Origin of the sequence: Halomonas icarae (assembly GCF_009901955.1) — a bacterium.
GTDB lineage: Bacteria > Pseudomonadota > Gammaproteobacteria > Pseudomonadales > Halomonadaceae > Halomonas > Halomonas icarae.
In genome coordinates this window covers 748,615-772,985 of sequence record NZ_WUTS01000001.1, presented here as the reverse complement: position 1 = coordinate 772,985, position 24,371 = coordinate 748,615, and the positions used below count along the sequence as shown (strand labels likewise).

At 64.7% G+C, this 24,371-nt stretch carries 25 protein-coding genes and 1 tRNA gene; 15 read left to right on the top strand and 11 right to left on the bottom strand.

What is annotated here, in order from left to right; genetic code table 11:
• Positions 1-161 precede the first annotated feature (161 nt).
• The 4 genes from GRB80_RS03570 (at position 162) to GRB80_RS03555 (ending at position 3,389) form a co-directional block, all read left to right on the top strand.
• Positions 162-1,223: a methionine ABC transporter ATP-binding protein gene (locus GRB80_RS03570; RefSeq protein ID WP_132044839.1), complete on the top strand. Its 1,062-nt coding sequence runs from the start codon at positions 162-164 to the stop codon at positions 1,221-1,223.
• Positions 1,204-1,857, top strand: coding sequence for a methionine ABC transporter permease (locus GRB80_RS03565; RefSeq protein WP_132044841.1), 654 nt, complete (start codon positions 1,204-1,206; stop codon positions 1,855-1,857). Before GRB80_RS03570 ends, GRB80_RS03565 begins: the two co-directional genes overlap by 20 nt.
• 76 nt (positions 1,858-1,933) lie before the next feature.
• Positions 1,934-2,728, top strand: a complete 795-nt coding sequence (locus GRB80_RS03560) for a MetQ/NlpA family ABC transporter substrate-binding protein (protein ID WP_132044843.1) — start codon at positions 1,934-1,936, stop codon at positions 2,726-2,728.
• Between the two features lie 202 nt (positions 2,729-2,930).
• The gene (locus GRB80_RS03555; protein ID WP_132044845.1) at positions 2,931-3,389 is read left to right on the top strand and encodes a GAF domain-containing protein; all 459 of its coding nucleotides are present in this window, start codon (positions 2,931-2,933) and stop codon (positions 3,387-3,389) included.
• Positions 3,390-3,444: 55 nt separating this feature from the next.
• On the opposite strand, the gene GRB80_RS03550 is transcribed toward GRB80_RS03555, so the two are convergent.
• Together GRB80_RS03550 and glpK are read right to left on the bottom strand one after the other, a co-directional pair.
• Positions 3,445-3,521: transfer RNA gene (locus tag GRB80_RS03550), tRNA-Val, on the bottom strand.
• A 124-nt stretch (positions 3,522-3,645) separates the two neighbouring features.
• On the bottom strand, positions 3,646-5,130 hold the full coding sequence (gene glpK / locus GRB80_RS03545; RefSeq protein WP_161422561.1) for a glycerol kinase GlpK: 1,485 nt from the start codon (positions 5,128-5,130) through the stop codon (positions 3,646-3,648).
• Between the two features lie 176 nt (positions 5,131-5,306).
• Between glpK and GRB80_RS03540 the strand changes: the two genes are divergently transcribed.
• Together GRB80_RS03540 and glpD are read left to right on the top strand one after the other, a co-directional pair.
• Positions 5,307-6,065, top strand: a complete 759-nt coding sequence (locus tag GRB80_RS03540) for a DeoR/GlpR family transcriptional regulator (protein ID WP_132044849.1) — start codon at positions 5,307-5,309, stop codon at positions 6,063-6,065.
• A gap of 150 nt (positions 6,066-6,215) precedes the next feature.
• The gene (glpD, locus tag GRB80_RS03535; protein ID WP_237561911.1) at positions 6,216-7,742 is read left to right on the top strand and encodes a glycerol-3-phosphate dehydrogenase; all 1,527 of its coding nucleotides are present in this window, start codon (positions 6,216-6,218) and stop codon (positions 7,740-7,742) included.
• On the opposite strand, the gene GRB80_RS03530 is transcribed toward glpD, so the two are convergent.
• A complete protein-coding gene (locus GRB80_RS03530; RefSeq protein WP_237561910.1) occupies positions 7,699-8,316 on the bottom strand; it encodes a histidine phosphatase family protein in 618 nt (205 codons plus the stop codon). The genes glpD and GRB80_RS03530 overlap by 44 nt on opposite strands.
• A 103-nt stretch (positions 8,317-8,419) precedes the next feature.
• On the opposite strand from GRB80_RS03530, the gene phnD reads away from it, so the two are divergent.
• From phnD to GRB80_RS03505, 5 genes are all read left to right on the top strand, one after another.
• The gene (phnD, locus tag GRB80_RS03525) at positions 8,420-9,424 is read left to right on the top strand and encodes a phosphate/phosphite/phosphonate ABC transporter substrate-binding protein (RefSeq protein WP_161422559.1); all 1,005 of its coding nucleotides are present in this window, start codon (positions 8,420-8,422) and stop codon (positions 9,422-9,424) included.
• 84 nt (positions 9,425-9,508) lie between these two features.
• The gene (gene phnC / locus GRB80_RS03520; RefSeq protein WP_132044855.1) at positions 9,509-10,318 is read left to right on the top strand and encodes a phosphonate ABC transporter ATP-binding protein; all 810 of its coding nucleotides are present in this window, start codon (positions 9,509-9,511) and stop codon (positions 10,316-10,318) included.
• Entirely contained in the window at positions 10,305-11,120 is an 816-nt protein-coding gene (gene phnE / locus GRB80_RS03515) for a phosphonate ABC transporter, permease protein PhnE (protein WP_161422558.1), read from the top strand. Before phnC ends, phnE (GRB80_RS03515) begins: the two co-directional genes overlap by 14 nt.
• Positions 11,114-11,923, top strand: a complete 810-nt coding sequence (gene phnE, locus GRB80_RS03510; protein ID WP_132044859.1) for a phosphonate ABC transporter, permease protein PhnE — start codon at positions 11,114-11,116, stop codon at positions 11,921-11,923. Before phnE (GRB80_RS03515) ends, phnE (GRB80_RS03510) begins: the two co-directional genes overlap by 7 nt.
• A 138-nt stretch (positions 11,924-12,061) precedes the next feature.
• Positions 12,062-13,126 (top strand): endonuclease/exonuclease/phosphatase family protein, encoded by a 1,065-nt coding sequence (locus tag GRB80_RS03505; RefSeq protein WP_161422557.1) that lies wholly within the window; start codon positions 12,062-12,064, stop codon positions 13,124-13,126.
• A gap of 112 nt (positions 13,127-13,238) precedes the next feature.
• On the opposite strand, the gene GRB80_RS03500 is transcribed toward GRB80_RS03505, so the two are convergent.
• Positions 13,239-14,618 (bottom strand): class II fumarate hydratase, encoded by a 1,380-nt coding sequence (locus GRB80_RS03500; protein ID WP_161422556.1) that lies wholly within the window; start codon positions 14,616-14,618, stop codon positions 13,239-13,241.
• A gap of 204 nt (positions 14,619-14,822) precedes the next feature.
• Between GRB80_RS03500 and GRB80_RS03495 the strand changes: the two genes are divergently transcribed.
• Positions 14,823-15,215, top strand: coding sequence for a phasin family protein (locus GRB80_RS03495; RefSeq protein WP_374708619.1), 393 nt, complete (start codon positions 14,823-14,825; stop codon positions 15,213-15,215).
• Positions 15,216-15,387: 172 nt separating this feature from the next.
• A complete protein-coding gene (locus GRB80_RS03490; protein ID WP_161422554.1) occupies positions 15,388-15,939 on the top strand; it encodes a carboxypeptidase-like regulatory domain-containing protein in 552 nt (183 codons plus the stop codon).
• A 13-nt stretch (positions 15,940-15,952) separates the two neighbouring features.
• On the opposite strand, the gene hda is transcribed toward GRB80_RS03490, so the two are convergent.
• Both hda and GRB80_RS03480 read right to left on the bottom strand, forming a co-directional pair.
• Positions 15,953-16,654, bottom strand: a complete 702-nt coding sequence (hda, locus tag GRB80_RS03485; protein WP_161422553.1) for a DnaA regulatory inactivator Hda — start codon at positions 16,652-16,654, stop codon at positions 15,953-15,955.
• A complete protein-coding gene (locus tag GRB80_RS03480) occupies positions 16,651-17,730 on the bottom strand; it encodes an AI-2E family transporter (protein ID WP_161422552.1) in 1,080 nt (359 codons plus the stop codon). The genes hda and GRB80_RS03480 overlap by 4 nt, the downstream gene beginning before the upstream one ends.
• A 125-nt stretch (positions 17,731-17,855) precedes the next feature.
• Here GRB80_RS03480 and purM point away from each other — a divergent pair, with 125 nt between their 5' ends.
• Positions 17,856-18,920, top strand: coding sequence for a phosphoribosylformylglycinamidine cyclo-ligase (purM, locus tag GRB80_RS03475; RefSeq protein ID WP_161422551.1), 1,065 nt, complete (start codon positions 17,856-17,858; stop codon positions 18,918-18,920).
• Positions 18,917-19,654 (top strand): phosphoribosylglycinamide formyltransferase, encoded by a 738-nt coding sequence (gene purN, locus GRB80_RS03470; RefSeq protein ID WP_161422550.1) that lies wholly within the window; start codon positions 18,917-18,919, stop codon positions 19,652-19,654. Before purM ends, purN begins: the two co-directional genes overlap by 4 nt.
• 121 nt (positions 19,655-19,775) lie before the next feature.
• Here purN and dcd read toward each other — a convergent pair whose 3' ends face one another.
• From dcd to GRB80_RS03445, 5 genes are all read right to left on the bottom strand, one after another.
• Positions 19,776-20,342, bottom strand: a complete 567-nt coding sequence (gene dcd, locus GRB80_RS03465) for a dCTP deaminase (protein WP_132042428.1) — start codon at positions 20,340-20,342, stop codon at positions 19,776-19,778.
• 105 nt (positions 20,343-20,447) lie between these two features.
• Entirely contained in the window at positions 20,448-21,248 is an 801-nt protein-coding gene (apbC, locus tag GRB80_RS03460; protein ID WP_374708620.1) for an iron-sulfur cluster carrier protein ApbC, read from the bottom strand.
• 155 nt (positions 21,249-21,403) lie between these two features.
• Positions 21,404-22,669: a coiled-coil domain-containing protein gene (locus GRB80_RS03455; RefSeq protein WP_161422548.1), complete on the bottom strand. Its 1,266-nt coding sequence runs from the start codon at positions 22,667-22,669 to the stop codon at positions 21,404-21,406.
• A gap of 147 nt (positions 22,670-22,816) precedes the next feature.
• Positions 22,817-23,548: an RNA pseudouridine synthase gene (locus tag GRB80_RS03450; protein ID WP_161422547.1), complete on the bottom strand. Its 732-nt coding sequence runs from the start codon at positions 23,546-23,548 to the stop codon at positions 22,817-22,819.
• 87 nt (positions 23,549-23,635) lie between these two features.
• Positions 23,636-24,310: a spermidine synthase gene (locus GRB80_RS03445; protein WP_161422546.1), complete on the bottom strand. Its 675-nt coding sequence runs from the start codon at positions 24,308-24,310 to the stop codon at positions 23,636-23,638.
• Positions 24,311-24,371: the final 61 nt, after the last annotated feature.

The following is a 24,371-nucleotide window of genomic DNA, read 5'->3' as shown; positions in this document are numbered from 1 at the left end:
CGCCGATTTGAACCCGGCTTGCGGGCGCCCGCGGCATGACTCGATCAAGCCGTGAAGTGCAGCTAAAAGGGTGTGTCCAGCGTTGATGGCCACCCGCCAGGGTGGCCTTTTTTTGCCCCCATCCTGCACCGCCCGCCTCGGCGCCCCCAGCGGTGGCATCCATGATCCGACTCCACAACGTTTCCAAGACCTACCAGCTCAAGGGACGCCGTGATGGCGTCGCCCGAAGCGTCCAGGCACTCAAGCAGGTCGACTTCCACGTGCCTGCGGGCCAAATCCATGGCGTGATCGGCCTCTCCGGGGCCGGCAAGTCGACGCTGATTCGCTGTGTCAACCTTCTCGAGCGCCCCACTACGGGCACCGTCACCGTCGATGGGCGGGAGCTCACCGGCCTGTCGCGTCAGGCGCTCAACCAGGCGCGGCACGGCATGGGCATGATCTTTCAGCACTTCAACCTGCTGACCAATCGCACGGTCTTCGCCAACGTCGCCCTCCCCTTGGAGCTGATGGGCATGCCACGCTCCGAGATCCGCAGCCGCGTCACCCCCCTGCTGGAGCTGGTCGGCCTCGCCGACAAGGCCAGCCAGCACCCGGCCCAGCTCTCCGGCGGTCAGAAGCAGCGCGTGGCCATCGCGCGCGCCCTGGCCAGCCGTCCCAAGGTACTGCTGTGCGACGAGGCGACCTCGGCCCTCGACCCCCAGACCACCGGCTCGATCCTCGCCCTGCTGCGCGATATCAACCAGCAGCTCGGCCTGACCATCCTGCTGATTACCCATGAGATGGAGGTGGTCAAGTCGATCTGCCATCGCGTCAGCCTGATCTCCGACGGCGAGCTGGTGGAAGAGGCCGAGGTGGGCGACTTCTTCACCTCACCCAGCACGCATCTGGGGCGTGAGTTCCTCAATGACTTTCTCAAGCTGGAGCCTCCGCGCGCCCTTATCGAGCGCCTCGAAGAGTCACCGGGCCCGCACACTCACCCGGTGGTGCGGCTGGCCTTCCGTGGCGATGCCGTGGCCGCACCGCTGGTCTCGCGCCTGGCCAGAGAGTGCGGCGTCGATGTCAGCATCCTTCAGGCCAAGGTGGAATCGATCCAGGAGCGCACGCTGGGCCTGATGATCGCCGAACTCATGGGTCCTGCGGCCAAGACCCGCGAGGCCCTCGACTATCTCGAATCCCACGACCTGAAGGTGGAGGTGCTCGGCCATGTCCAGCGCGATGCTTGAACTGATTCTCAAGGCAACACTCGACACCCTCTATATGGTGGGCATCTCGGGGGTGATCTCAGCCCTGGCGGGCATCCCGCTGGGAGTGCTGCTCTATGTCACCCGTCCTGGCCAGGTGCTGGCCCAGCCGGTGCTCAACAGTGTACTGGGCATCGTCACCAATATCGGCCGTTCCATCCCCTTCATCATCCTGATGGTGGCGATCATCCCCTTCACGCGCATGCTCGTGGGCACCTCCATCGGCACCAACGCCGCCGCGGTGCCACTGACCATCGCCGCGATTCCCTTTATCGCACGCCTGGTGGAGGGTGCGCTCAACGAGATCAACCCGGGCCTGGTCGAGGCTGCCCAGTCGATGGGCGCCACTCCCTGGCAGATCATTCACAAGGTACTGCTGCCGGAGGCCAGGGGCGGCATCTTCACCGCCCTTACCGTTACCATCGTGACCCTGGTGAGCTACTCGGCCATGGCCGGTGCCGTCGGTGGCGGCGGCCTGGGCGACCTGGGCATCCGCTACGGCTACAATCGCTTCAACCCCACCATCATGCTGATTACCGTGGCGATCCTGGTCGTCATGGTGCAGGGCTTTCAGAGCCTGGGGGATTATCTGGTGCGCAAGAGCGATCATAAATAGCCAAATGCTATTTAAATTTTTATTCTTATTTCGTTATCATCACCTACACCGACTCGAGACCTGGAGATTCCGTTTCATGCACAAGACACTGCTCACTACCGCCCTCGCTTCCGCCCTGGCCCTGGGCGCCGGCGCCGTCCTCGCCGACGATCACGCCATCAAGGTCGGCACCGTCGCCGGCCCCGAGACCCAGGTGATGGAGGTCGCCGCCCAGATCGCCCAGCGCGAGTATGGCCTCGAAGTTGAGATCATCGAGTTCACCGACTATGTCACCCCCAATGCCGCCCTGGCCGACGGCAGCCTCGACGCCAACGCCTACCAGCACGAGCCCTACATGCGCTCCATGGTGGAGGATCGTGGCTACGACTTCGCCGTCGCCGGCTACACCTTCGTCTACCCCATCGGCGCCTACTCCGACAAGTACGACAGCATCGAGGAGCTCCCGGACGGCGCCACCATCGCCCTGCCCAACGACCCCTCGAACGAGGGTCGCTCTCTGATCCTGATGCATAATCTGGGACTGCTGGAGCTGGCGGATCCCGAGAACCTCGAAGCCACCCCGCTGGATATCGCCGCCAATCCGCGCGACTTCGAGTTCCGCGAGATCGAGGCCGCCCAGCTGCCGCGGGTACTGCCCGATGTGGACATGGCCTTTATCAACAACACCTTCGCCCAGCCGGCCGGCCTGACCCTGGATGATGCCCTGATCAAGGAGGGTCCGGAGTCCCCCTACGTCAACCTGATCGCCGTGCGTGGCGGTGACGAGGAGCGTGAGGCGATCCAGCAGCTGGTCAAGGCCTATCAGACCGAAGCGGTCGAGGCCAAGGCCGAGGAGCTGTTTGGCGCTCAGGCGGTACCCGGCTGGAAGTAAGGTAGCTTGATTGCCTGCCGCGAGGGGCGCCGGGGGCAAGCCGAAGAGGAGGTCCTAGGCCATGGACGGCGTCGGTAGCGCCCAGGGAAGGGTTCACAGCGCCTCCTCGAAGGCTTGGCGACGGATCAGCCCCGAGTGACGAATGACTCGGATAGCTAAAGGGCCGGCCGCAAGGCCGGCCCTTGCGTTTCAAGGAGCCAAGATGACACCCGACTACTCGCTGCTGAACCGCCAACTGGCGGCGCTGCTGGATACCCGTGACTGGCTGACCAATAGCGCCCAGACCTGCGCCTTTATCATGGAGCAGGTAGCCGACCTTAACTGGGTCGGCTTCTATCTACAGGGCGAGCCCGAACTGCTTACCCTGGGCCCCTTCCAGGGCAAGCCGGCCTGCCACCCGATCCCCTTCAGCAAGGGGGTGTGTGGTGCCGCGGCACGCACTCGCACCACCCAGCGGGTGGATGACGTCCACGCCGTGGTCGACCATATCGCCTGCGATGCAGCATCGCGGTCCGAGCTGGTCGTACCGGTCATCGTGAACGATCACCTGTGGGGCGTGCTTGATCTGGACAGCCCGCGGCAAGCCCGCTTCAATGCCGCCGACCGGGAGGGAGTCGAGGCCCTGGTCGCCACCTTTATCGAGCGCACCGACCTCACCTAGCACGCCTGCATAGCAAATCACCCCCGCAGCGAGGCTGCGGGGGTGATTCGAAGTCTGGTAGGACCAGGCGGATTTGAACCGCCGACCTCCACGATGTCAACGTGGCGCTCTAACCAACTGAGCTATGGTCCTGCATCTCGTCTGCCGCATGGCATCATGCGTGGCAACGGATGCGTATTCTACCCATCCATTCCGAAAATGCAAGCCCAATATTCCCGCCAAGGCCGAGGAATCAGCATCTTGGCCCGGCACAGGACTACTGGGTGCGCACCCGCTCGACGGCCTCCTTCCAGCCGGCATAGAGGCGCTCACGCTCCCCTTCGTCCATCTGCGGCGAAAATCGCCTTTCACACCGCCAGAGCCCGGCAATCTCCTCGAGGTCGCGATACCAACCCAGGCGCAGGCCGGCAAGATAGGCCGCGCCGAGTGCCGTGGTCTCCAGCACCGTCGGCCGATCCACCGAGACACCGAGCATGTCAGCGAGAAACTGCATCACCCAATTGTTGGCGACCATGCCGCCATCGACCCTCAGGATGCCCGGGGATGCCGCCATATCGTCATCCATGCACGCCTGCAGGTCCCGAGTCTGATAGCAGACGGCCTGCAGCCCGGCGGCCACGATCTCTGCAATCCCGGTGTCCCGGGTCAGACCAAGAATGGCACCTCGTGCCCTGGGATCCCAGTGCGGTGCCCCGAGACCGGTAAAGGCCGGCACCAGATAGACGCTGTGCCCACTGCGGGTCTGGCAGGCCAGGGCTTCCGTCTCGGCGGCATCGGCAAACAGCCGCAGGCCGTCTCGCAACCACTGCACGGTGGCCCCCGCCACGAAGATGCTGCCCTCCATGGCGTAGGTGGGCTTGCCATTCAACCGGTAGGCCACCGTGGTCAGCAGGCGATTGCGCGAGACCTCGGGGCTCTCCCCGGTGTTGACGATCATGAAGCAGCCGGTGCCATAGGTACTCTTGCCCATGCCCGGCGAGAAGCAGGCCTGTCCGACCAGGGCGGCCTGCTGGTCGCCCGCCACCCCCGCGATGGGCAGCTCATGCCCCAGCCACTGGCGCTCCAGCACACCAAAGTCGTCGCTGGAGTCCTTGACCTCGGGCAGCAGGCTCGCCGGAATATCGAACAGGGCCAGCAGCGCCTCGTCCCAGCACTGTTCATGAATATTGAACAGGGCCGTACGCGAGGCGTTGGTGGCATCGGTGGCATGCACTCGACCACCGGTCAGACGCCAGATCAGGAAAGTATCGACGGTGCCGAAGGCCAGCTCGCCACGCTCGGCCCGGGCCCGGGCATCAGGCACCTCGTCGAGCAGCCAGGCCAGCTTGGTGGCCGAGAAGTAGGGGTCGATCAGCAAACCCGTTCGCGCCTGAACATCATCAAGATGCCCCGCCCGGCGCAAGGCATGGCACGCCTCGTCGGTGCGGCGGTCCTGCCAGACGATGGCGTTGTATAGCGGCTGCCCGGTGTTCCGATCCCACACCAGGGTCGTCTCGCGCTGATTGGTAATACCGACCCCGGCGATCGCCTGGGGGGGCACCCCCGCCTCGGCCAGCACCTCGCGACAGGTGGCGAGCACGCTCTCCCAGATATCCTCGGGGTCATGCTCAATCCAGCCATCGTGGGGAAAGTGCTGGGGAAACTCACGCTGTGCCGAAGCCACGCACTCCCCATGGCGATCGAAGAGGATTGCGCGGGAGCTGGTAGTGCCCTGGTCAATGGCTAGAAGGTAAGAAGCCATGGCAAGCATCCTGTGACGGGGTTAATGGCAAAACTGGGCGAAGCCCTGATGGCAATGTTCGTTTATGATCATTCAGACTACTCCAGTCGATCACCGCGCTCAAACGCCAACGCACCGACACGCCACCCGCGAGGGCCGTGGCGATGACATAGAATCCGGGAAGCCGAGGAGACCCCATGAACCAACAGCAACGCCAGGACGCGATCATCGAGCTGGTGCGTCGCCAGGGCTATGCCAGTATCGAGCAGCTCACCGAACACTTCGCGGTCACGCCCCAGACCATCCGCCGCGACCTCAACACCCTCTCCGCCGAGGGGCGCATCCGCCGCGTCCATGGTGGGGCTGGGCTGGAGTCGAGCACCGTCAATACCGCCTACTCGACCCGCAAGACCCTCAACCTCGAGGCCAAGCAGCGTATCGCTGCCCTGCTCGCCCGACACGTGCCCGACCACTCCTCGCTGTTCATCAACATCGGTACCAGCAACGAGGTGATCGCCGAGGCACTGCTCGCCCACCAGGGGCTGGAGGTGATCACCAACAATCTCAATGTGGCGGCGATTCTCCAGCACAAGGAGGACTTCAACGTGATCATCGCCGGCGGTCAGGTCCGCTCCCGCGATGGCGGCATCATCGGCGAGGCGACCATCGACTTCATCAACCAGTTCAAGGTCGACTTCGGCATCATCGGCATCAGCGGCATCGACGAGGATGGCTCACTGCTGGAGTTCGACTATCAGGAAGTGCGTGTCGCACAGGCCATCATCCGCAACTCCCGCAAGATCTTTCTGGCCACCGACCACTCCAAGTTCCAGCGCAACCCGGTGGTTCGACAGGGCAACCTGACCCAGCTCGACGCCCTGTTTACCGACCGCACACCACCCGACGCCATCTGCCGCCTGCTCGAGCAGCATGATGTAGCACTGCATATCGCCTGACTCCCCCTTTCTCGCCCGACGCCTCTCGCCCGAGATGTACACGGTGACCCGCCTGGCCAGGGGCAAGGCCGCGCCTTGATGTTCGTTTTGCTTTCGTATATTTTCGAATTCAAACATCATGCGACGCCGGATACTCCGGAAGGAAGCCCCATGAACGATACGTCCGATGAGGTGCTCGACCTCTTCGTGATCGGCGGCGGCATCAACGGCAGCGGCATTGCCAACGATGCCGCCGGCCGTGGCCTGACGGTCGGCCTGTGCGAGCAGGGGGACCTCGCCGGCGCCACCTCGTCGGCCAGCAGCAAGCTGATCCACGGTGGCTTGCGCTATCTGGAGCATCACGAGTTTCGCCTGGTGCGCGAGGCCCTGCGCGAGCGTGAGGTGCTGCTCGCCAAGGCCCCGCATATCATCTGGCCACTGCGCTTCATCCTCCCGCACCGCTCTCACCTGCGCCCGACCTGGATGCTGCGTGCCGGGCTGTTCCTTTACGATCATCTCGGCAAGCGCAAGAAACTGCCTGGCTCACGGGCCATCACGCTTACCCCAGACCTGGGCCTGATTCCAGAGATCACTCGCGGATTCGAATACTCCGACTGCTGGGTGGATGACGCCCGCCTGGTGGTGCTAAATGCCATCCAGGCCCGCGACAACGGCGCCGAGATCTTGGTCGGCACACGCTGTATCGGGATCAAGGAGGCGGAGGGTCAATGGGAGATCGAGCTGGAAGAGTCCGATTCGGGCCGACGCCTGACCCGGCGTTGCCGCACCCTGGTCAACGCCGCCGGCCCATGGGTGGAAGAGGTGGTAAGTCGCCAGGCCAGAAGGACTTCACGCTACGGGGTGCGCCTGATCCAGGGCAGCCATCTGGTGGTGCCCCGCCTCAACCAGGATGAGCGCGCCTTTATCCTTCAGAACAGCGACGGACGCATCGTCTTCGTGCTGCCCTATGATGAGGGGTTCAGCCTGATCGGCACCACCGACCGGCGCTACCGGGGCGACCCCGCCAAGGTCGAAGCCAGCGAGGAGGAGGTCGACTACCTGCTCTCGGTGATCAACGCTCACTTCACCGCCCGGCTTACCCGTGATGACGTAATCCGCACCTTCTCCGGCGTACGCCCACTCTGCGACGACGAGTCGGCGGATCCTTCGGCCATGACCCGAGACTACACCCTCGACCTGGATACCCGGGGCGCCCCCTTGCTCTCGGTATTCGGCGGCAAGATCACCACCTACCGAAAGCTCGCCGAGGCGGCCCTGACGGCCCTGAGCCCATATCTCCCAAGGATGGCCGCCGCCTGGACCGCCGCCACCCCACTGCCCGGGGGGGATATCGGCGACCAGGCCGGCTTCGAGGCACGCCTGCTGACGACCTACCCCTTTCTGGACACCGCCCAGGCGCGGCGCTTTGCACGCACCTATGGCAGCCTGTGCCACACCTTTCTCGACGGCAAGGACTCCCAGGCCGCTCTCGGCGAGGCGTTCGGCGCCGGACTGACGGCCGCCGAGGTGGACTACCTTATCGAACGGGAGTGGGCGCGCTCCCTCGATGACATCCTGTGGCGGCGAACCAAGCTCGGACTGAGCCTGACAGCCGACCAGCAACAGCAGCTGGATCACTACCTGGCCCGACGGATCAGCCGCCACCCGGAACAGCAGGCGCCGACGGCAAGGGGATGATGCTCGCCGGGCTGAGCGGCTCGCGCTCGCGATGCCGGCTCAGCTCACGCCCCTCCAGGGCGGTCAGCAGGATCTGCAACGGATCTCCGTGGCTGACCAGCAGGATGCTCTCCCCGTTATGGCGCCGCTCCAGCTCGGCGATCACCGCCCGCATCCGTGCCGCCACCTCGACCACGCTCTCGACCCCCGCCTGGTGGTGGCCCGGGTCGCGGGAATCACTGGCCCAGACCTCGGCATAGCGGTCATCCTGTTCGCCCTCGAGGCTGCCGAAGTGGCGTTCCCGCAGGCGCGGCTCGGCGTCGAGCGCGAGCCCGAAGTGCCCTGCGATGCGCTCTGCCGTCTCGCTGGTACGCCGGAAGTCCGAATGCAGAATGCGGTCGGGGACCGCCCAGTGCCAGATAGACAGCAGACGATCGAGCTGCTGCTGCCCCTGGCGGGAGAGGCCGTAATCGGCCAGCCCGCGCTCCGGCGAGCTGATGATCACCCCCTGCTGGTTGGCCAGGCTGTGGCCATGGCGCATCAGCAGGTAACGGTTCTGCCACTGATCTGTCACGGCAGGGAAAGTGGTTGACATGCTTTCATCCCGAACTCTAGATTGGGTTGATGGTATTCGGAATCAATCATTCACATGTCGACTTCCGAACGCGTCACACAACAATAATCTCACGAGGCACACCATGATCCACCATCCTTTCCGGTCTCGAAAGCTCCCGCTCGCCACGCTGGCCCTCTCCTCGCTGCTGCCCCTCTCCCTGCTGGCCACGACCCAGGCCCAGGCTCAGGAGGAGTGCGAACGCGGCGCCCTGGATGCCATCTACTGCGACGAGAACGGCGACATGGTCGCCGACCGGCCGACCGACGAGTCCGAGTGGGCCGACCCCGACACCCTGATCTTCGCCTACACCCCGGTGGAAGATCCGGCGATCTATTCCGATATCTGGCAGCCATTCATCGAACACCTCGAGGAGGTGACCGGACGCGATGTGCGCTTCTTCGCCGTGCAGTCCAACTCGGCTCAGGTCGAGGCGATGCGCAGCGGTCGCCTGCATATTGCCGGCTTCTCCACCGGCCCCACCCCCTTCGCCGTCAACCTGGCGGGGGCCGTGCCCTTCGCGCTGATGGGCTCCGACGACGGGCGTTTCGGTTATACCCTTCAGCTCTATACCCACGTCGACTCCGGCATCGACGAGCTGGAGGATCTCAAGGGCAAGCGGGTCGCCCATACCTCGCCCACCTCCAACTCCGGCAACCAGGCGCCGCGAGCCCTGTTCCCCGAGATGGGCATCGTCCCTGGCGAAGACTATGAGGTGGTCTACTCCGGAAGCCACGACCAGTCCATGCTCGGCGTGGTGGCCCAGGACTACGACGCCGCCCCGGTCGCCTCGGAGGTCGTCGAGCGCATGGCCGCTCGTGGCCTGTATGACCCGGATGACGTCAAGATCCTCTATGAGTCGGACAGCTTCCCGACCACCTCCTACAACTACGCCCATAACCTGCACCCGGACCTGGTCGACAGGATCGAGGAGGCCTTCTTCAGCTTCGACTTCGCCGGCACCGAGCTGGGCGAGGAGTTCGAGGGGGTCGAGAAGTTTATCCCCATCAACTATCAGGAGCACTGGAAGGTGATCCGCACCATCCAGAGTGCCAACGGGGTCGAGTACACCCCCGATAACCTCGAGTAATCCTCGCTGACAAGACGACGCCGGCCGGCTCTAAGGCCGGCGTCTCTGTCACTCCGTCGCTCCTTCGCCTGCCTGGATCCGCCGATGCTGGAGATAACCAACCTGATCAAGCGTTACGGTCAGGACGAGCCCGTGCTCAAGGGGCTCGATCTTGCCGTGGAGGGCGATAGTGTCGTCGCCATCGTCGGCGCCTCAGGCGCAGGGAAGAGCACCCTGCTGCGCTGCATCAACCGCCTCGTGGAGCCCACCTCGGGGTCGATCAGGCTCAACGGCACCGAGATCATCAACCTGCGCCAGCGGGAGCTCCGCCGCGTGCGACGCAAGATAGGCATGGTCTTCCAGGGCTTCAACCTGATCGACCGCCTCACCGTGATGGAGAACGTGCTGGCCGGCCGACTGGGCTACGTCAGCCTCTTCCAGGCCGTGACACGTCGTTTTCCGGCGGAGGATATCGAGCGCGCCTTCGTACTGATGGAACGCGTGGGGATCGCTCACTATGCCAACAAGCGTGCCGACGAACTCTCCGGTGGTGAGCGCCAACGGGTAGGGGTGGTGCGTGCGTTGATGCAGGAACCGGAGGTGCTGCTGGCCGACGAGCCCACGGCATCACTGGACCCACGCACCTCGGAACAGATCATGATGCTGCTGCAGAGCCTGGCCAGCGAGCTATCACTCCCGGTACTGATCAATATCCATAACGTGGCCCAGGCCAGGAGCTACACCGACCGTATCGTCGGCCTGAGACACGGCACCATGATCTTCGATGGCACGCCCGGCGAGTTCGAAAAGGAGGCACTGGACGCCATCTACGGCGGCATCGAGTCGCCGGAAGACGCGACCACGACACCCGAGACGGGCACGGAGGAGCGGGAGACCGATCATGACCGGACCTGATCCCGGCGAGAAGCGCGGCGCCCGCGCCTGGCGCAAGCCATCCTTTATCGCCAACCCCCTGTTGCGCTATGGCCTGCTGGTCCTGCTGGCTGGCTATCTGAGCTGGGCACTGGCCACCCTGCCCTTCAACTGGGAGCGCATCGGCGAAGGGCTGCCACGGGCGGCGCGCATCTTCGGTGGAGGCTTTCCGCCGAACTTCTCCCGCTTCGACCTGCTGCTGACCGGCTTTACGGAGAGCCTGCAGATCGCCATTCTCGCCACGCTGCTCGGGGTCCTGCTGTCGATCCCCTTCGCGGTAATGGCGGCACGCAACATCGCTCCCTTGCCGATCTACCTGCTGGGCCGCACGGTGATCATCGTGTCTCGCAGCTTCCACCCGGTGATCGTCGCCATCCTCTTCGTGGCTGCCGTCGGCTTCGGCCCCCTGGCAGGGATCCTGACCCTGACCCTCTACTCCATCGGCTTCGTCGGCAAGCTGCTCGCCGAGGAGATCGAGGAGATCGACTGGGGCCAGGTGGAAGCCATGCGCTCCACCGGCGCCGGTTACCTGGCAACGCTCTACTATGCCGTCTTCCCCCAGATCCTGCCGCGTCAGGTGGGGCTCTCCATGTATCAGCTCGACAGCAATCTGCGCGCCTCTGCGGTGGTAGGGATCGTCGGAGCGGGGGGCATCGGCAGTACCCTGATGAATGCCTTCGGACGCTACGACTATGACTTCGCCTTCGCCATCCTGCTGGTGATCATCGCGGTAATACTCATCAGCGAGGGCGTCAGCGGCTGGGTAAGGAAGAGGATATGGTAGACAACGACGACCTGCTGGCCGCTCGCATCTGGCGACGCCATACCCCTCGGGAACAGCTTGTCCGCTACGGCGTGATGCTGGTGACGCTGATGCTGGTGGTCTGGGCGGTACGCGATATCGACATCTTCTGGCCCTGGGTGTGGGATGCGCCCAACCAGATCTCGAGCCTGGGGTCTCGCATGTGGCCGCCGGACCCGAGCCGACTCGGCGAGATCCTCGATGCCATGGTCGAGACCGTGCATATCGCCACCCTTGCCACCATGCTGACCATCTTCATCGCTCTGCCGGTCTCCTATATTGCCGCCCAGAACACCACGCCCAATCGTGCCTGCCTGTGGCTAGGTCGCTTCATCCTGGTGGCGAGTCGCTCGGTCAATACCATCATCTGGGCACTCCTGTTTGTGGCGATCTTCGGCCCCGGCGTGCTGGCCGGAATACTCGCCATCATGTGTCGTTCGGTGGGATTCATCGGCAAGCTGATGGGCGAGGCCATCGAGGAGATCGACCGCCGCCCGGTGGAGGCCATGGAGGCCACCGGTGCCTCGAAGGCGAAGGTGATCGTCTATGCCATCGTCCCTCAGGTGGTCCCGGCCTTCTTCGCCATCGTCATCCTGCGCTGGGACATCAATATCCGGGAATCCACGGTGCTGGGGCTGGTCGGGGCCGGCGGCATCGGCGTGATCCTGCAGGGCTCCATCGACACCTTCGCCTGGCAGACGGTGGCGACTATCCTGGTCGCCATCATCCTGCTGGTCCTGGTTGGGGAGGCCATTACCGCCCTGCTGCGCCGCCGCGTCATGTAGTCGAGTCCGCGTGCCCCAGGCGAAGCGGCAATGATCGAGCCAACAAACGTCGGGCCAATTAACGTCGTGCCAGCAACAGTCGAGCCAGGAAACGCGACAGGGTATGCTGGTGCCACAACCCACAAGTGAGCCAGCGCCATGATCTCCATTCTCTACGCCGCGCTTGCCCTGCTGTTGCTCGTCATTACCCTGGCGGCCCGGCTGCGCGTCACCTGGTGGTGGATTCGCATCGCCGAATTCCCTCGCGTGCAGCTGGCCAGTGTCGCCCTGCTGCTGCTGCCCATCGGGGCATTCTCCGACGGCCCCTGGTCGTGGGTCGGCCTGAGCGCCTGTCTGCTGGTCGTGGCGATCCAGCTCGCCTATGTGCTGCCGTGGACCCCGCTCTGGCCGGTGCAGGTTAAAGCAGCCGAGCCGGGCAACGATGATCGCTGCCTGACGCTGATGATCGCCAATGTGCTCACCCCCAACCGCAATGCCCGGGATCTGATCACCCAGATACACAATCACCGACCCGATATCGTGCTGACGCTGGAGTCGGATGGCTGGTGGCAGGAGCAGCTGGATGCCGCCCTGAACCATGAATGGCCCCATGCCGTGCGGATTCCGCTGGATAACCTCTATGGCATGCATCTCTACTCCCGCCTGCCCCTGATCTCACCCCGGGTCGAGTGGTTGATTCAGGACGACATTCCGTCGATTCTGGCCGGCGTCCGGCTACGCTGCGGCGACGAGATCCGCTTCCATGCCCTGCATCCGCGTCCACCTGCCCCCGGTGAGAGCAAGGAGTCCCTGTGGCGCGACGCCGAACTGCTGCTGGTCGGCAGGGCCATTCACGCGGACCCGGTACCGACACTGGTGGCCGGAGATCTCAACGATGTCGCCTGGTCACGTACCACCCGGCTGTTCTGCCGGGTCAGTGGCATGCTCGACCCGCGCCGTGGTCGCGGCATGTTCAGCAGCTTCCATGCCAAGTATCCCCTGCTACGCTGGCCGCTGGACCACGTCTTCACCAGTGAACACTTCACCCTGCGCGAGCTGAAACGACTCGACGGATTCGGCTCGGACCACTTTCCGATCCTGAGCACGCTCTGCTTCCGGCCTGTCCGAGCCGATGAGCATGATACCCCCGACGCCGAACAGGCCGAGCACCGCGAGGCTCGGGAAACCGCCCGCCTGGGCAAGGTGAAAGAGCAGCAAGAGTAAGCTGGAAGCTGGAAAACAGCAGGAACCCACCGGCATTGGGTCAGGAGGGGCTCTTCCAGCTTCTCGCTTCCAGGAGCGAAGCGACGCTCTTCCAGCTTCGGGCTTCGCCCGGCTATTCCGGAATCCCCCCTCGCGTCAGTGCCACGGGGTCCAGCAGACGTTCCAGCTCCTCGCGGGAGAGATCGGTCTGCTCCTCTGCCACCTCGATGATCGGCCTGCCGGCTTGATAGGCCTGCTTGGCGATGGCCGCCGCAGCGTTGTAGCCGATCACCGAGTTCAGCGCCGTGACCAGGATGGGGTTGCGTGACAGCGGCTCGGCGAGATTATCTTCACGCACCTGGAAAGTGGCGATGGTCCGATTGCCGAGCAGCCAGGCGGTGTTGCTCATCAGGGTGATCGAGCTCAGCAGGTTGTGAGCCACCAGCGGCAGCATCACATTGAGCTGGAAATTGCCGCTCTGCCCGGCAACGGTAATCGCGGTATCGTGCCCGATCACCTGAGCGGCCGCCTGGGCCGCCGACTCCGGAATGACCGGGTTGACCTTGCCCGGCATGATCGAGCTGCCCGGCTGCAGGGCCTCCAGTTCGATCTCGCCGAGGCCCGCCAGAGGACCGGAGTTCATCCAGCGCAGGTCATTGGCGATCTTCATGATCACGCAGGCCAGGCCCCTGAGCTGGCCGGAGAGTTCCACCGCCGCATCCTGTGAGCCCAGGCTGGCGAAGAAGCTGTCATTGGGGGTAAAGGCGAGACCGGTCTGGGCGGAGAGTTCCGCGGCCATGCGAGTGGCAAATTCCGGATGGGCATTGATCCCGGTTCCCACCGCCGTGCCTCCCTGGGCCAGCCGACAGAGCCTGACCAGGGCACTATCGAACCGCTCGATCGCCTGCCCCAGCTGGCTCGACCAACCACCCAGCTCCTGGCTCATGCGCAAGGGCATGGCGTCCATCAGATGCGTGCGACCGGTCTTGACCACACCATCGAGCTCAGTGGCGCGATGGTCGATGGTCTCACGTAGATGCACCAGGGCGGGCCGTAGCCGGTTGGTCACCTCCAGCGACGCCGCGACATGAATGGCGGTGGGAATCACGTCGTTGCTGGACTGCCCCATATTGACATGGTCATTGGGGCCCACCTCTACCTCCTCACGGCTGGCAAGGTTGGCCAGCACCTCGTTGACATTCATGTTGCTGGAGGTGCCGGAGCCTGTCTGAAAGACATCCACCGGGAAGTGATCATCATGCTCACCACGAATCACCTCCTCGGCGGCGGTGACGATCGCCTCCGCGCGTTCGGCATCGAGCAGGCCCAGCTCGGCATTTACCCGCGCAGCGGCCAGCTTGATGCGGGCGATGGCATGGATGAAGGGGGGCGGCATCGCCTGACCCGAGACCGGGAAGTTATTGACCGCACGCTGGGTCTGGGCCCCATAGAGCGCCTCCGCCGGCACCTCCAGTGTCCCCATGCTGTCACGTTCGCTACGCGTCGCGCTCATCTCTCGCCTCCTGATGTGGGTAGTGAATGACTCCCTCCCACCATGGTGCCGCCGGACGAATTCGGCAAGGCCCGCCTCTCCCTGCGCTCGTCGAGATAATCGGCGATATCGATGTTGCGCTGCACAAGACGCTCTGCTATTGTGCATTGCAACAGAGCAGAAATCGCTCCCATGTGCACAGTGAAACCAGGAGGTTCCACCATGATGAACGCCTTCAACTTCGACACCAAGGCCTTCGACACCAAGGCCTTCGACACCAAGCAGTTCGAGTCCATCTTCTTCGCCCCGGCACGCGCCTATGCCAACCTGGCGGTGGACTACAGCGAGAAGCTGGCCCACGCCCAACTGGACGCCACCAAGGCCTACACCGATACCGGCCTGGCCCAGCTTCGCAGCCTGATGAGCGTCAAGGATGCCGAAGGCCTGCGCTCCTACATGGAAGGCCAGCAGAAAGTCGCCAAGGACCTCGCCGAGCGTCTCAAGGGTGATGCCGAAAAGGTCGCTTCCCTGCAGCAGGACTTTGTCCAGCAGAGCCAGAAGCTGACCGAGGAGAGTGTCAAGCAGGCTCAGGCGGCCAGCACCAAGGCCAGCCAGTAAGCGCTGACACCAGGGGGGGCTGCCCTCCCCGCGCTCCTCGAGAGCCTGAACCGCCGCCCCATCAGGGCGGCGGTTTGCGTTGGTTACGACCTGCCTTCGGCGCCCCTTTTACGCTACCCTTGGTCGAGGCACGGGGCGCCCCATCGACACGAAACCGGATAGGAAGCTCATCATGAAACGCCATATCCCCCTCGTTCTGGCGGCACTGGTGCTGGCTGGCTGCGAGGTCGTCCCCCCCGCCCCCACAGAGCGCATCGAGGTCATCGAGCGAGGTGAAACCCAGCGCGACGCCCCGCAGGAAACTCGCGAGGCACAGCGTGACGCCACTCCAGCCCGCGCCAACCGGGAGGTCGCCTTCCCGGAGAGCGAGTATGCCAGGCTCGAGAAGCAGGGCAGCGCGGTGGTATCCGGTCGGCTGACGCTGAGCGGGCAACCCATTCCGGATGCCGGCGTCTCGGTGGCACCGGTCACCAGCTACTCGGCGGAAGCTGCCGAGAAGGCCCTGGCCGGGATCGCCGTGAAACCCGCCGACCCCAGGGCGAGGGAGTACACCCACACCACGCGCACCGATGGCAATGGCTATTTCCGGATCGCCGGCCTGCCAGCCGGCGAGTTCTACGTCTCGGGCGCCGGCCCCGACCCCCGGACTGGCAAGCCCCGGGTGGTAATCCGCCAGATCTCGCTGGGCAACGGACAGCAGCGAGAGGTGCCACTCTCACGCTGACACCTCAGTGGTTCTACCAGCCCAGCGCCTGCTTGACGAAGGGAATGGTCAGCTTGCGCTGGGCGGAGAGCGAGGCCCGATCCAGCTCCTCCAGCAGGCGGAACAGCTCGTCGAGGCGACGCGGTCCGCGGTGCAGGATGTAGCGAGCCACGTCATCGGTGAGCAGCATGCCACGCACCCGGGCACGCAGCTGGAGGGCAGCCAGGCGTCCCGCATCATCCAGCCCCTGGACATGAAAGGTCACGCCCCAGGTCAGGCGCGAGGCCAGGTCGGGCAGCTTCACGGGGAGCTGGCGTGGGGGCGCCTCGGCGGCCACAACCAGCCGCTTGCCGGCATCACGCAGACGATTGAAGGCGTGAAACAAGGCCTCCTCCCAGCGTGGCCGCCCCACCACCCGATCCAGATCATCGATGGCCACCAGATCCAGGCGCTCGATATCCTCGAGCATCAGCGGGGGGAAGTGGCCAAGCTCCTCCAGCGGTAGATACAGCGCACGCCGATCCTGATCCGAGGCCCCATGGCAAGCCGCTTGAAGAAGATGGCTCCGCCCCACGCCCGGCGCGCCCCACAGGTAGAGGAAGGGCTCCCCCTCCTGTTCCAGCTGCTGGGTCAGGCGCCCCACCAGGGTGGCATTGGGGCCGGCGTGAAAGTTGACGAAGGTAGCATCGTCACGCAGCCCCACGCCCAGTGGCAGCTGCGCGGGCGCACGGCTCATGGTGACTCCTTGTCGTGGCGATGATTGACGGTCTCGTCGTACAAGGCACTGCTCTTGTAGCGGGCATTGAGTTCCCGCAAGAGTACCATGATCACAGCAGCGGCCGGCAGCGCCAGCAGCACTCCGGTAAAGCCGAACAGATTGCCACCGGCCAGTACCGCGAAGATCACCGCCACCGGATGCAGGCCTATCTTGTCGCCCAGGAGCTTGGGCTGCAGCACCACGCTTTCGACCAGCTGGCCGAAACCGAACACGGCTGCCACGCCCAGCAGCATCCACCACTCACCGCTCTGGAAGAAGGCCACCACCCCCGCCACGCTGATGCCTACGATCACGCCCAGATAGGGCACGATGCTGGCCAGCCCCGACAGCAGTCCGATCAACAGGCCGAAACGCACGCCCAGCAGCGTCAGACCGATGGCATAGATGATGCCCAGGCACAGCATCACGATCAGCTGACCGCGCAGGAACGATGACAGCACCTCGTCACACTGGCCAGCCAGGCGCTTCGCGGTATTTTCCCAGCGTCTCGGCAGCCAGTCACGCACCTTGGCCACCAGGACGTCCCAGTCGAGCAGCAGGTAGAAGGTGACGACTGGAATCAGCGCCAGATTGCCGATCCAGCCGACCAGCGCCAGACCCGAGCGCGACACCCCCGAGAGCAGGGTCGCCGCGAAGGTGCCGGTCTCCTTCCAGTTGTCCACCACCGCCTGACGCAGGGCGTCGATATCGGTGGTGAGGTCCAGCCCGGTCAGCGACTGGACCCTCGGCACCATCGTCTGCTGCACCCAGTTGAGCACCGCCGGCAGCGACTCCACCAGCTGGCCGAGCTGACGCCCCAGCACCGGCACGACCAGCAGCAGGGCAACCACGATGACCAGTGTCAGCAACAGGAACACAAGCGATACGGAGAGCCGGCGGGACAGGCCCAGTGCCTCCAGGCGGTCGGCCAGGGGGTCACCGAGATAGGCCAGCACCATGCTGACGAAGAACGGCATCAACACCGGCTCGATACTGATAAAGAACCACAACGCCAGCGCTGCCACCCCGGCTGCAACCCACCATTGCCTGCGCATTGCTACCTCCTTGTTTCGCGACCGCCGACGGGCTGCCAGCCGTTCGCGGTGATGCTACAATTCTGGCCCTGATTTGCCTACCATGCGGCGACTCTCGCTGCATCGACTACCCGACAGGACTCCCGATGACCGACTCCTCCAAACGCCCCTCGCTCAGCTACAAGGACGCCGGTGTCGATATTGACGCCGGCAATGCATTGGTCGACCGCATCAAGGGGGTCGCCAAGCGTACCACCCGGCCGGAAGTGATGGGTGGACTAGGTGGCTTCGGCGCCCTCTGTGAACTGCCCAAGGGCTACCGCGAGCCGGTGCTGGTCTCGGGCACCGATGGCGTTGGCACCAAGCTGCGCCTGGCCATGGATCTGGGCCGCCACGACACCATCGGCATCGATCTGGTCGCGATGTGTGTCAACGACCTGGTCGTGGCCGGTGCCGAGCCGCTGCAGTTCCTTGACTACTATGCCACGGGCAAGCTCGATGTGGAGATCGCCGCCGATGTGGTCGAAGGAATCGGCGTCGGGTGCGAGAAGGCCGGCTGCGCCCTGGTCGGCGGCGAGACCGCCGAGATGCCTGGCATGTACGCCGGCAGCGACTATGACCTGGCCGGTTTCTGCGTCGGCATCGTAGAGAAGTCCGAGATCCTCGACGGCAAGCGGGTCGCCGAGGGCGACGTGCTACTGGGCATGGCCTCATCCGGGCCTCACTCCAACGGCTACTCGCTGATCCGCAAGATCCTGGAGGTCTCCGGTGCCTCGCTGGAGACAGAACTCGACGGCGAGTCGCTGGGCGATGCACTGATGGCACCGACACGCATCTATGTGAAGCCGCTGCTGTCGTTGATCAAGGTGAGTGCCGTTCCGGTCCATGCCCTCTCCCATATCACCGGCGGAGGCCTCACCGAGAACCTGCCCCGGGTACTGCCCGAAGGCCTGGCCGCCCGGGTCGACGTCACCGCCTGGGAGCGCCCGGCGATCTTCGAGTGGCTGCGCGAGCAGGGTAACGTGGCCGAGGAGGAGATGTACCGGGTACTGAACTGCGGCATCGGAATGGTCATCGTGGTGCCGGCCGAGAAGGCCGACGAGGCGCGAGCCCACCTTCAGGCGCAGGGCGAGACGGTCTACCGTATCGGCGAGATCGTCGCCGGCGGGGCCGATGGTGAACAGGTGATCCTGGAGAACCTGGCAGGATGAGCGAGCGTTACGAGAGCGACACCTTGCAGGACTTCACCCCAGAACCCGCCGACATCCGCCGGGTGGTGGTGCTGATCTCCGGCAACGGCAGCAACCTTCAGGCGTTGATCGATGCTCAGACTCACGACGAGCTGGGTGGCGAAATCGTCGCGGTCGTCTCCAACGAGCCCGAGGCCTACGGACTGACCCGTGCTCGGGAGGCGGGTATCGATGCCGTGGTCCTGCCCCACCGCGAGTACGAGAGTCGCGACGCCTACGATGGCGCCCTGATCAAGGTGATCGAGCGCCACGAGCCGGACCTGGTCGTCCTCGCCGGCTTCATGCGTATTCTCACCCCGCGTTTCGTGCAACGCTTCATGGGGCGGCTGATCAATATCCACCCGTCGCTGCTGCCCGACTACCAGGGCCTCAATACCCATGCCCGGGCACTGGCCGACGGCGTCACCCAGCACGGCTGCAGCGTGCACTTCGTTACCGAGGAGCTCGACGGCGGACCGGTCCTGATGCAGGCCGTGGTCGAACTCGCCGGAGAGGAGAGCGAGGAAACGCTGAAGGAGAAGGTGCATGCCCGGGAGCACCTGATCTACCCCATCGCCGTGAAGTGGTGCCTCGAGGGACGCCTGCAGTTCACGGGTCAGGGGGGGACCCTCGATGGCACGCCGCTGCCGCCTCATGGCCTGCGCATGTCCCATGCCGATGCCGCCGAGGAGCTGGACGAGGATCTGGAACCGTAAGCTGGATAGCAGCCTAATGTGAATCGCCCCATGGCAAGGCCGTGGGGGCGATTCTTCTTCCAGCTTCAGGCTTCCAGGCGCGAAGCGCCGCTCCTCAGGCTCCTGGCCCGGCGAAGCCGGGTCAGGTACGCGGCAGGGTCACACCCCGCTGGCCCATATATTTTCCGCCACGATCCTTGTAGGAGGTCGCACACACCTCGTCGGACTCCAGGAACAGCATCTGTGCCACGCCCTCATTGGCGTAGATCTTGGCCGGCAGGTTGGTGGTGTTGGAAAACTCCAGGGTGACATGCCCCTCCCACTCAGGCTCCAGCGGAGTCACGTTGACGATGATGCCACAACGAGCATAGGTGGATTTTCCCAGGCAGATGGTCAGCACGCTGCGCGGGATGCGGAAGTACTCCACGGTACGCGCCAGGGCAAAGGAGTTCGGCGGGATCACGCAGACGTCTCCCTTCACATCGACGAAGCTCTTGTCGTCGAAGGCCTTGGGATCCACGACCGCCGAATGAATATTGGTGAACACCTTGAACTCGTCGGCACAACGCACATCGTACCCGTAGCTGGACGTTCCGTAGGAGATCACCCGACGCTCGTTCACATAGCGAACCTGATCGGCCTCGAAGGGTTCAATCATCCCCTCCTGCTCGGCCATGCGGCGAATCCAGTTGTCGGACTTGATGCTCATCGAAACCTATCCTGCGGCTGTGAAAGTCGGGGGCAGACGGTGCCCGGGGCTGCCATGATAACGGCCCCGGGCATGGGCGTCACGCCGCTGTGCCTGTTCAAGGGTTCAGTCGCTGAACGAGATGCTCGGTCCGTCGCTGGTCTTACCCTGCAGCTGTGCGGCCACCTGGCGCGCCATGTCCCGGAAGGTGCCGGTCACCTCGCCCTCCGGCTCGGCCACCACAGTGGGCCGGCCACCATCAACCTGCTCGCGAATGGAGAGCGAGAGTGGCAGACGCCCCAGCACTCGGGTTTCGTACTCCTGGGCGATACGCTCGCCGCCCCCCTCGCCGAAGATCGGCTCCGCATGCCCGCAGTTCGAGCAGGTATGCAGCGACATGTTCTCCACCACCCCAAGCACCGGCACATTGACCTTGCGGAACATCTCGATGCCCTTGCGAGCGTCCAGCAGCGCGATATCCTGGGGCGTGGTGACGATCACCGCGCCATCCACCGGTACCTTCTGGGCCAGGGTCAGCTGAATATCGCCGGTGCCCGGGGGCATGTCGACAAACAGGTAGTCCAGGTTGTCCCAGACGGTCTGATTCATGAGCTGCTGGAAGGCACCCGCCACCATCGGCCCGCGCCACACCATGGGCTCACGGATATCCACCATGAAGGCCATGGACATGGCCTGAATGCCATGGGCCTGGAGCGGATGCATGGCATTCTCACCGGCGCCCTGAGGACGCACGCCTTCGCCCACACCAAGCATCTGGGCCTGGCTGGGGCCGTGGATATCGGCATCCAGGATGCCCACGCGATAGCCTTCCGCGGCCATTGCCAGGGCCAGGTTCACGGTGACGGTGGACTTGCCGACCCCGCCCTTGCCGGATGCCACGGCGACAATATGCTTGACCCCTTCGATCACGTCCTGCTCCTTCTCTCTTGGATTCTTCGGGCCGGCTCGCGGCCGACGCGCTGAGTACCATTATACGCCCTGGGGCAAGGCGACCGAACCCGCCATAAACGAACGGCGGGCCTTGCTGGCCCGCCGTTCTCGCGACGCGATATCGCCCTGTCTTACTCCTGCCGGGTAGAGGCCTCTGCGTCCGACTCGACGCTCGCCCCCGTGTCGGTGGCTTCACCCTGATCGCCCTGGCTCGGGGCATCGCCATCGCCCTGTGGCACACTACCGGCCTCGGCATCATGGCCGATATCGGTCTCGGTAGGGGACGATGCCTCCTCGCCATCCCGATTCGGAGCGTTACCATTCTGCTGCGTACTTGCGGCCTCGGTTTCCATGCCGGTTTCACTCTGGTTAGCCGAGGACGCTGCCTCCTCGCCGCTTGACGCCTCACTACCGATCTGCAGCGACTCGAGCTTGCGGCGCCAGGAGGCCAGCTGGGACTCCAGCTCCTGAAGCTGCGTCTCCCGGCTCTCGACCTTGCTCTTCACGCTGGCCAGCTCATCACGACCGATGCCGATGGCAAGCTTGGTATCCTCGAGCTGCCCTTGGGCGTCTTTGACCGCCTGCTCGGCCGCATCACGCTCACTGCGCAGAGATTCGAGCTCCTGGGTCAGGGCATTACGCTCTTCGCCAAGCTCCCTCAGCCGAGCCTGCAGCTCATCGAGCTCGGCCTTGCTGGACTCAACCTCATCCTTGAGCGTCGCCTTGTTCTCCTCTAGAGAGACGATCTCTTCGTTCAGGCTATCCAGACGGGCCTCTGCCTGCTGACGCGCCTCCTCAGCCGCCTGGCGCTCCTCCACCGCGGTCTGGCGCGCCTGTTCGGCCTCTTGGCGCTGGGCTTCGGCCTCCTGGCGGGCGCTCTCGGCGGATTCACGTGCCTCTTCGGCATCGCTGCGCGCCTGCGCCACGGCATCGTGCTCCTGCTGCAGCTCCGTCAGGGCCTGCTCGAGCGTCGCCTGCTCCTCTTCGAGGGTCGCGATACTGGTCTCCAGAGCCTTCTGGGACTCCTGCAGCTCCTCAAGCCGGCTCTCGGCGCTGCTGATCTCGGCCTGAACGGCTTCCAGGCGCTCCTGTGCCTCGGCCTCACGCGCCTGAACATCGTCTTCCAGGGCCTGGCGACGCTGCTCGAGCTCGGCGATCTCGGCCTCCAGCGCCTCGACCTCCTCGCCGGCCTGCCTGCGCTCCTCCAGTTGCGTGCTCAATGCCTGGTTGCGCGACTCGAGCACCGCCATCTCTTCTTCCAACGCTTCCCGTGCGTCCTTGTGGCTGCCAGCACTGGACTGGGCGATGATCGCCCAGACGATGCCGACGGCTGCCACCCCGGCGAGGCCACGCACGCGGTTGTCCTTGAACGGTGATGTCTGATTGGTTTCCGACATGGATGCATCCTTTTCGTTATCGATTCAGCCAGGGGTCGACACCCACTCGGCAAGCGATGGCCGAAGTCAGGCTGAGGCCAGTTCTCAGAATCAGCATACAGAGCGGCACCCACCGGGGAAAGAGCCTCCGTGTGCCGCCGCCGGGCCTTAGAAGCGCTCGTCGCGACGCAGGTAGCGCCATCGCCCGGCCGGCACCGCACCCAGTGACACGCCACCAATGCGCAGGCGCCGGCTAGCCACCACGCCTAACCCCACGGCCCGACACATCGACTCGAACTGACCCGGGGTCGCCCCCTTCACGGCGAAGCGTAGCCGATTCTCGCTTTGCCAGCTGACCTTGCACGCTGCCATGCGCTGGCCCGGTAGCCCAGGGCCATCTCTCAGTGCCGCTAAGCCATGCTCGTCCAGGCTGCCGGTCACATCCACCAACCACTCCTCCTCAAGCCGCGAGCGCTTCTCCTCGAGGCGTCGGATAACACCACGATCCTGGGTGAACACCAGCAAGCCCGCTTCCGCGGGCCCCAGCGGCAGGCAGGTGACCAGGCCCCGAAAGTGCGCCTTCAACACCCCCTTTCCGGCAGGGTCCTCCGACCAGTGGGTGGCCTTGCGAATCACGCGTCTTGCCAGATCCTCTCCCTCGCTAGCGTCCATATCGGCAGGACAGTGGTAGAGCAGCGTCGCCGGCGAAATCTCCCGGGGGGTGGCTCCCGGCAGCAGCGTGACCGCCTGGTCGACGACCTTGAACTGGGGCTCCTCGACGACCCGGCCGTCAACGCTCACCCAGCCTCCGGCAATATAGAGCTCGGCCTCGCGGCGTGAGCAGGGCAGCTCACGAGCCAGCCGCTTGGAGAGTCGCTCCCCGCCAACCGTTTCATTCATCGTGGGGTTCTCCCTGGGAGTAAGATTCTGTTCGCAAGCTGCCGGGTCAGGCAAGGAAGCACCACTGCGACTCGCCTGTCCGACATTTCAGCAAGCCAGCCAGATGCAGTGCCTGGCCCCCTTGCCCGAGCGCTGGGCCCGGACCGTGACCGTCTCGACCAGCAGCCCGACCCGCCGCAGGCGCTCGGTGAAGGCCGAATCCTCGCCCGCTGACCACACCGCCAGCACCCCGTTGGGACGCAGCGCCCGCTGAGCGGCGGCCAGCCCCTCAGGCGAGTAAAGCCAGTCATTCTCGCGGCGTGTCAGACCCTCGGGGCCGTTGTCGACATCGAGCAGGATGGCATCGAAGCCGCCAGGCTCGTCCCGCAGCAGCTCTCCGACATCTCCCACCACGACCCGCGTTCTCGCATCGTCCAACGGATGGCCAGCGGCAGCACCTAGCGGCCCTCGATTCCACTCCACCACGCCGGGCACCAGCTCGGCCACCACGACCTCGGCATCCTCACCCAGGCCGGCGAGGGCCGCCGCCAGGGTAAAGCCCATTCCCAGCCCGCCCACCAGTACCCGGGCACCGGGACGCTCGGTAACTCGCTGACACGCCAGCTCTGCCAGGGCATCCTCGGAGCCATGCAGGCGGGTGTTCATCAGCTCACCGGGAGACCCTGCGATGCGAATGGAGAACTCATCATTTCGCTTGAGCAGGCGCAGCCTGGTGCCCTGGCCAGGAATGGAAGCGGTGCCGATCTCTTCGAATTTTGTCATGGAGTCTCAGTGTCGAAAGAAGGTGGGTAACCGAGAATACCGGGGAGTCACCGGTAAAGGC

Excerpts from the sequence above, each read along its gene's own strand:
- GRB80_RS03570 (WP_132044839.1), top strand. The coding sequence starts at position 162 with ATGATCCGACTCCACAACGTTTCCAAGACCTACCAGCTCAAGGGACGC.
- GRB80_RS03565 (WP_132044841.1), top strand. The coding sequence starts at position 1,204 with ATGTCCAGCGCGATGCTTGAACTGATTCTCAAGGCAACACTCGACACC.
- GRB80_RS03560 (WP_132044843.1), top strand. The coding sequence starts at position 1,934 with ATGCACAAGACACTGCTCACTACCGCCCTCGCTTCCGCCCTGGCCCTG.
- GRB80_RS03555 (WP_132044845.1), top strand. The coding sequence starts at position 2,931 with ATGACACCCGACTACTCGCTGCTGAACCGCCAACTGGCGGCGCTGCTG.
- glpK (WP_161422561.1), bottom strand. The coding sequence starts at position 5,130 with ATGGCTTCTTACCTTCTAGCCATTGACCAGGGCACTACCAGCTCCCGC.
- GRB80_RS03540 (WP_132044849.1), top strand. The coding sequence starts at position 5,307 with ATGAACCAACAGCAACGCCAGGACGCGATCATCGAGCTGGTGCGTCGC.
- glpD (WP_237561911.1), top strand. The coding sequence starts at position 6,216 with ATGAACGATACGTCCGATGAGGTGCTCGACCTCTTCGTGATCGGCGGC.
- GRB80_RS03530 (WP_237561910.1), bottom strand. The coding sequence starts at position 8,316 with ATGTCAACCACTTTCCCTGCCGTGACAGATCAGTGGCAGAACCGTTAC.
- phnD (WP_161422559.1), top strand. The coding sequence starts at position 8,420 with ATGATCCACCATCCTTTCCGGTCTCGAAAGCTCCCGCTCGCCACGCTG.
- phnC (WP_132044855.1), top strand. The coding sequence starts at position 9,509 with ATGCTGGAGATAACCAACCTGATCAAGCGTTACGGTCAGGACGAGCCC.
- phnE (WP_161422558.1), top strand. The coding sequence starts at position 10,305 with ATGACCGGACCTGATCCCGGCGAGAAGCGCGGCGCCCGCGCCTGGCGC.
- phnE (WP_132044859.1), top strand. The coding sequence starts at position 11,114 with ATGGTAGACAACGACGACCTGCTGGCCGCTCGCATCTGGCGACGCCAT.
- GRB80_RS03505 (WP_161422557.1), top strand. The coding sequence starts at position 12,062 with ATGATCTCCATTCTCTACGCCGCGCTTGCCCTGCTGTTGCTCGTCATT.
- GRB80_RS03500 (WP_161422556.1), bottom strand. The coding sequence starts at position 14,618 with ATGAGCGCGACGCGTAGCGAACGTGACAGCATGGGGACACTGGAGGTG.
- GRB80_RS03495 (WP_374708619.1), top strand. The coding sequence starts at position 14,823 with ATGAACGCCTTCAACTTCGACACCAAGGCCTTCGACACCAAGGCCTTC.
- GRB80_RS03490 (WP_161422554.1), top strand. The coding sequence starts at position 15,388 with ATGAAACGCCATATCCCCCTCGTTCTGGCGGCACTGGTGCTGGCTGGC.
- hda (WP_161422553.1), bottom strand. The coding sequence starts at position 16,654 with ATGAGCCGTGCGCCCGCGCAGCTGCCACTGGGCGTGGGGCTGCGTGAC.
- GRB80_RS03480 (WP_161422552.1), bottom strand. The coding sequence starts at position 17,730 with ATGCGCAGGCAATGGTGGGTTGCAGCCGGGGTGGCAGCGCTGGCGTTG.
- purM (WP_161422551.1), top strand. The coding sequence starts at position 17,856 with ATGACCGACTCCTCCAAACGCCCCTCGCTCAGCTACAAGGACGCCGGT.
- purN (WP_161422550.1), top strand. The coding sequence starts at position 18,917 with ATGAGCGAGCGTTACGAGAGCGACACCTTGCAGGACTTCACCCCAGAA.
- dcd (WP_132042428.1), bottom strand. The coding sequence starts at position 20,342 with ATGAGCATCAAGTCCGACAACTGGATTCGCCGCATGGCCGAGCAGGAG.
- GRB80_RS03455 (WP_161422548.1), bottom strand. The coding sequence starts at position 22,669 with ATGTCGGAAACCAATCAGACATCACCGTTCAAGGACAACCGCGTGCGT.
- GRB80_RS03450 (WP_161422547.1), bottom strand. The coding sequence starts at position 23,548 with ATGAATGAAACGGTTGGCGGGGAGCGACTCTCCAAGCGGCTGGCTCGT.
- GRB80_RS03445 (WP_161422546.1), bottom strand. The coding sequence starts at position 24,310 with ATGACAAAATTCGAAGAGATCGGCACCGCTTCCATTCCTGGCCAGGGC.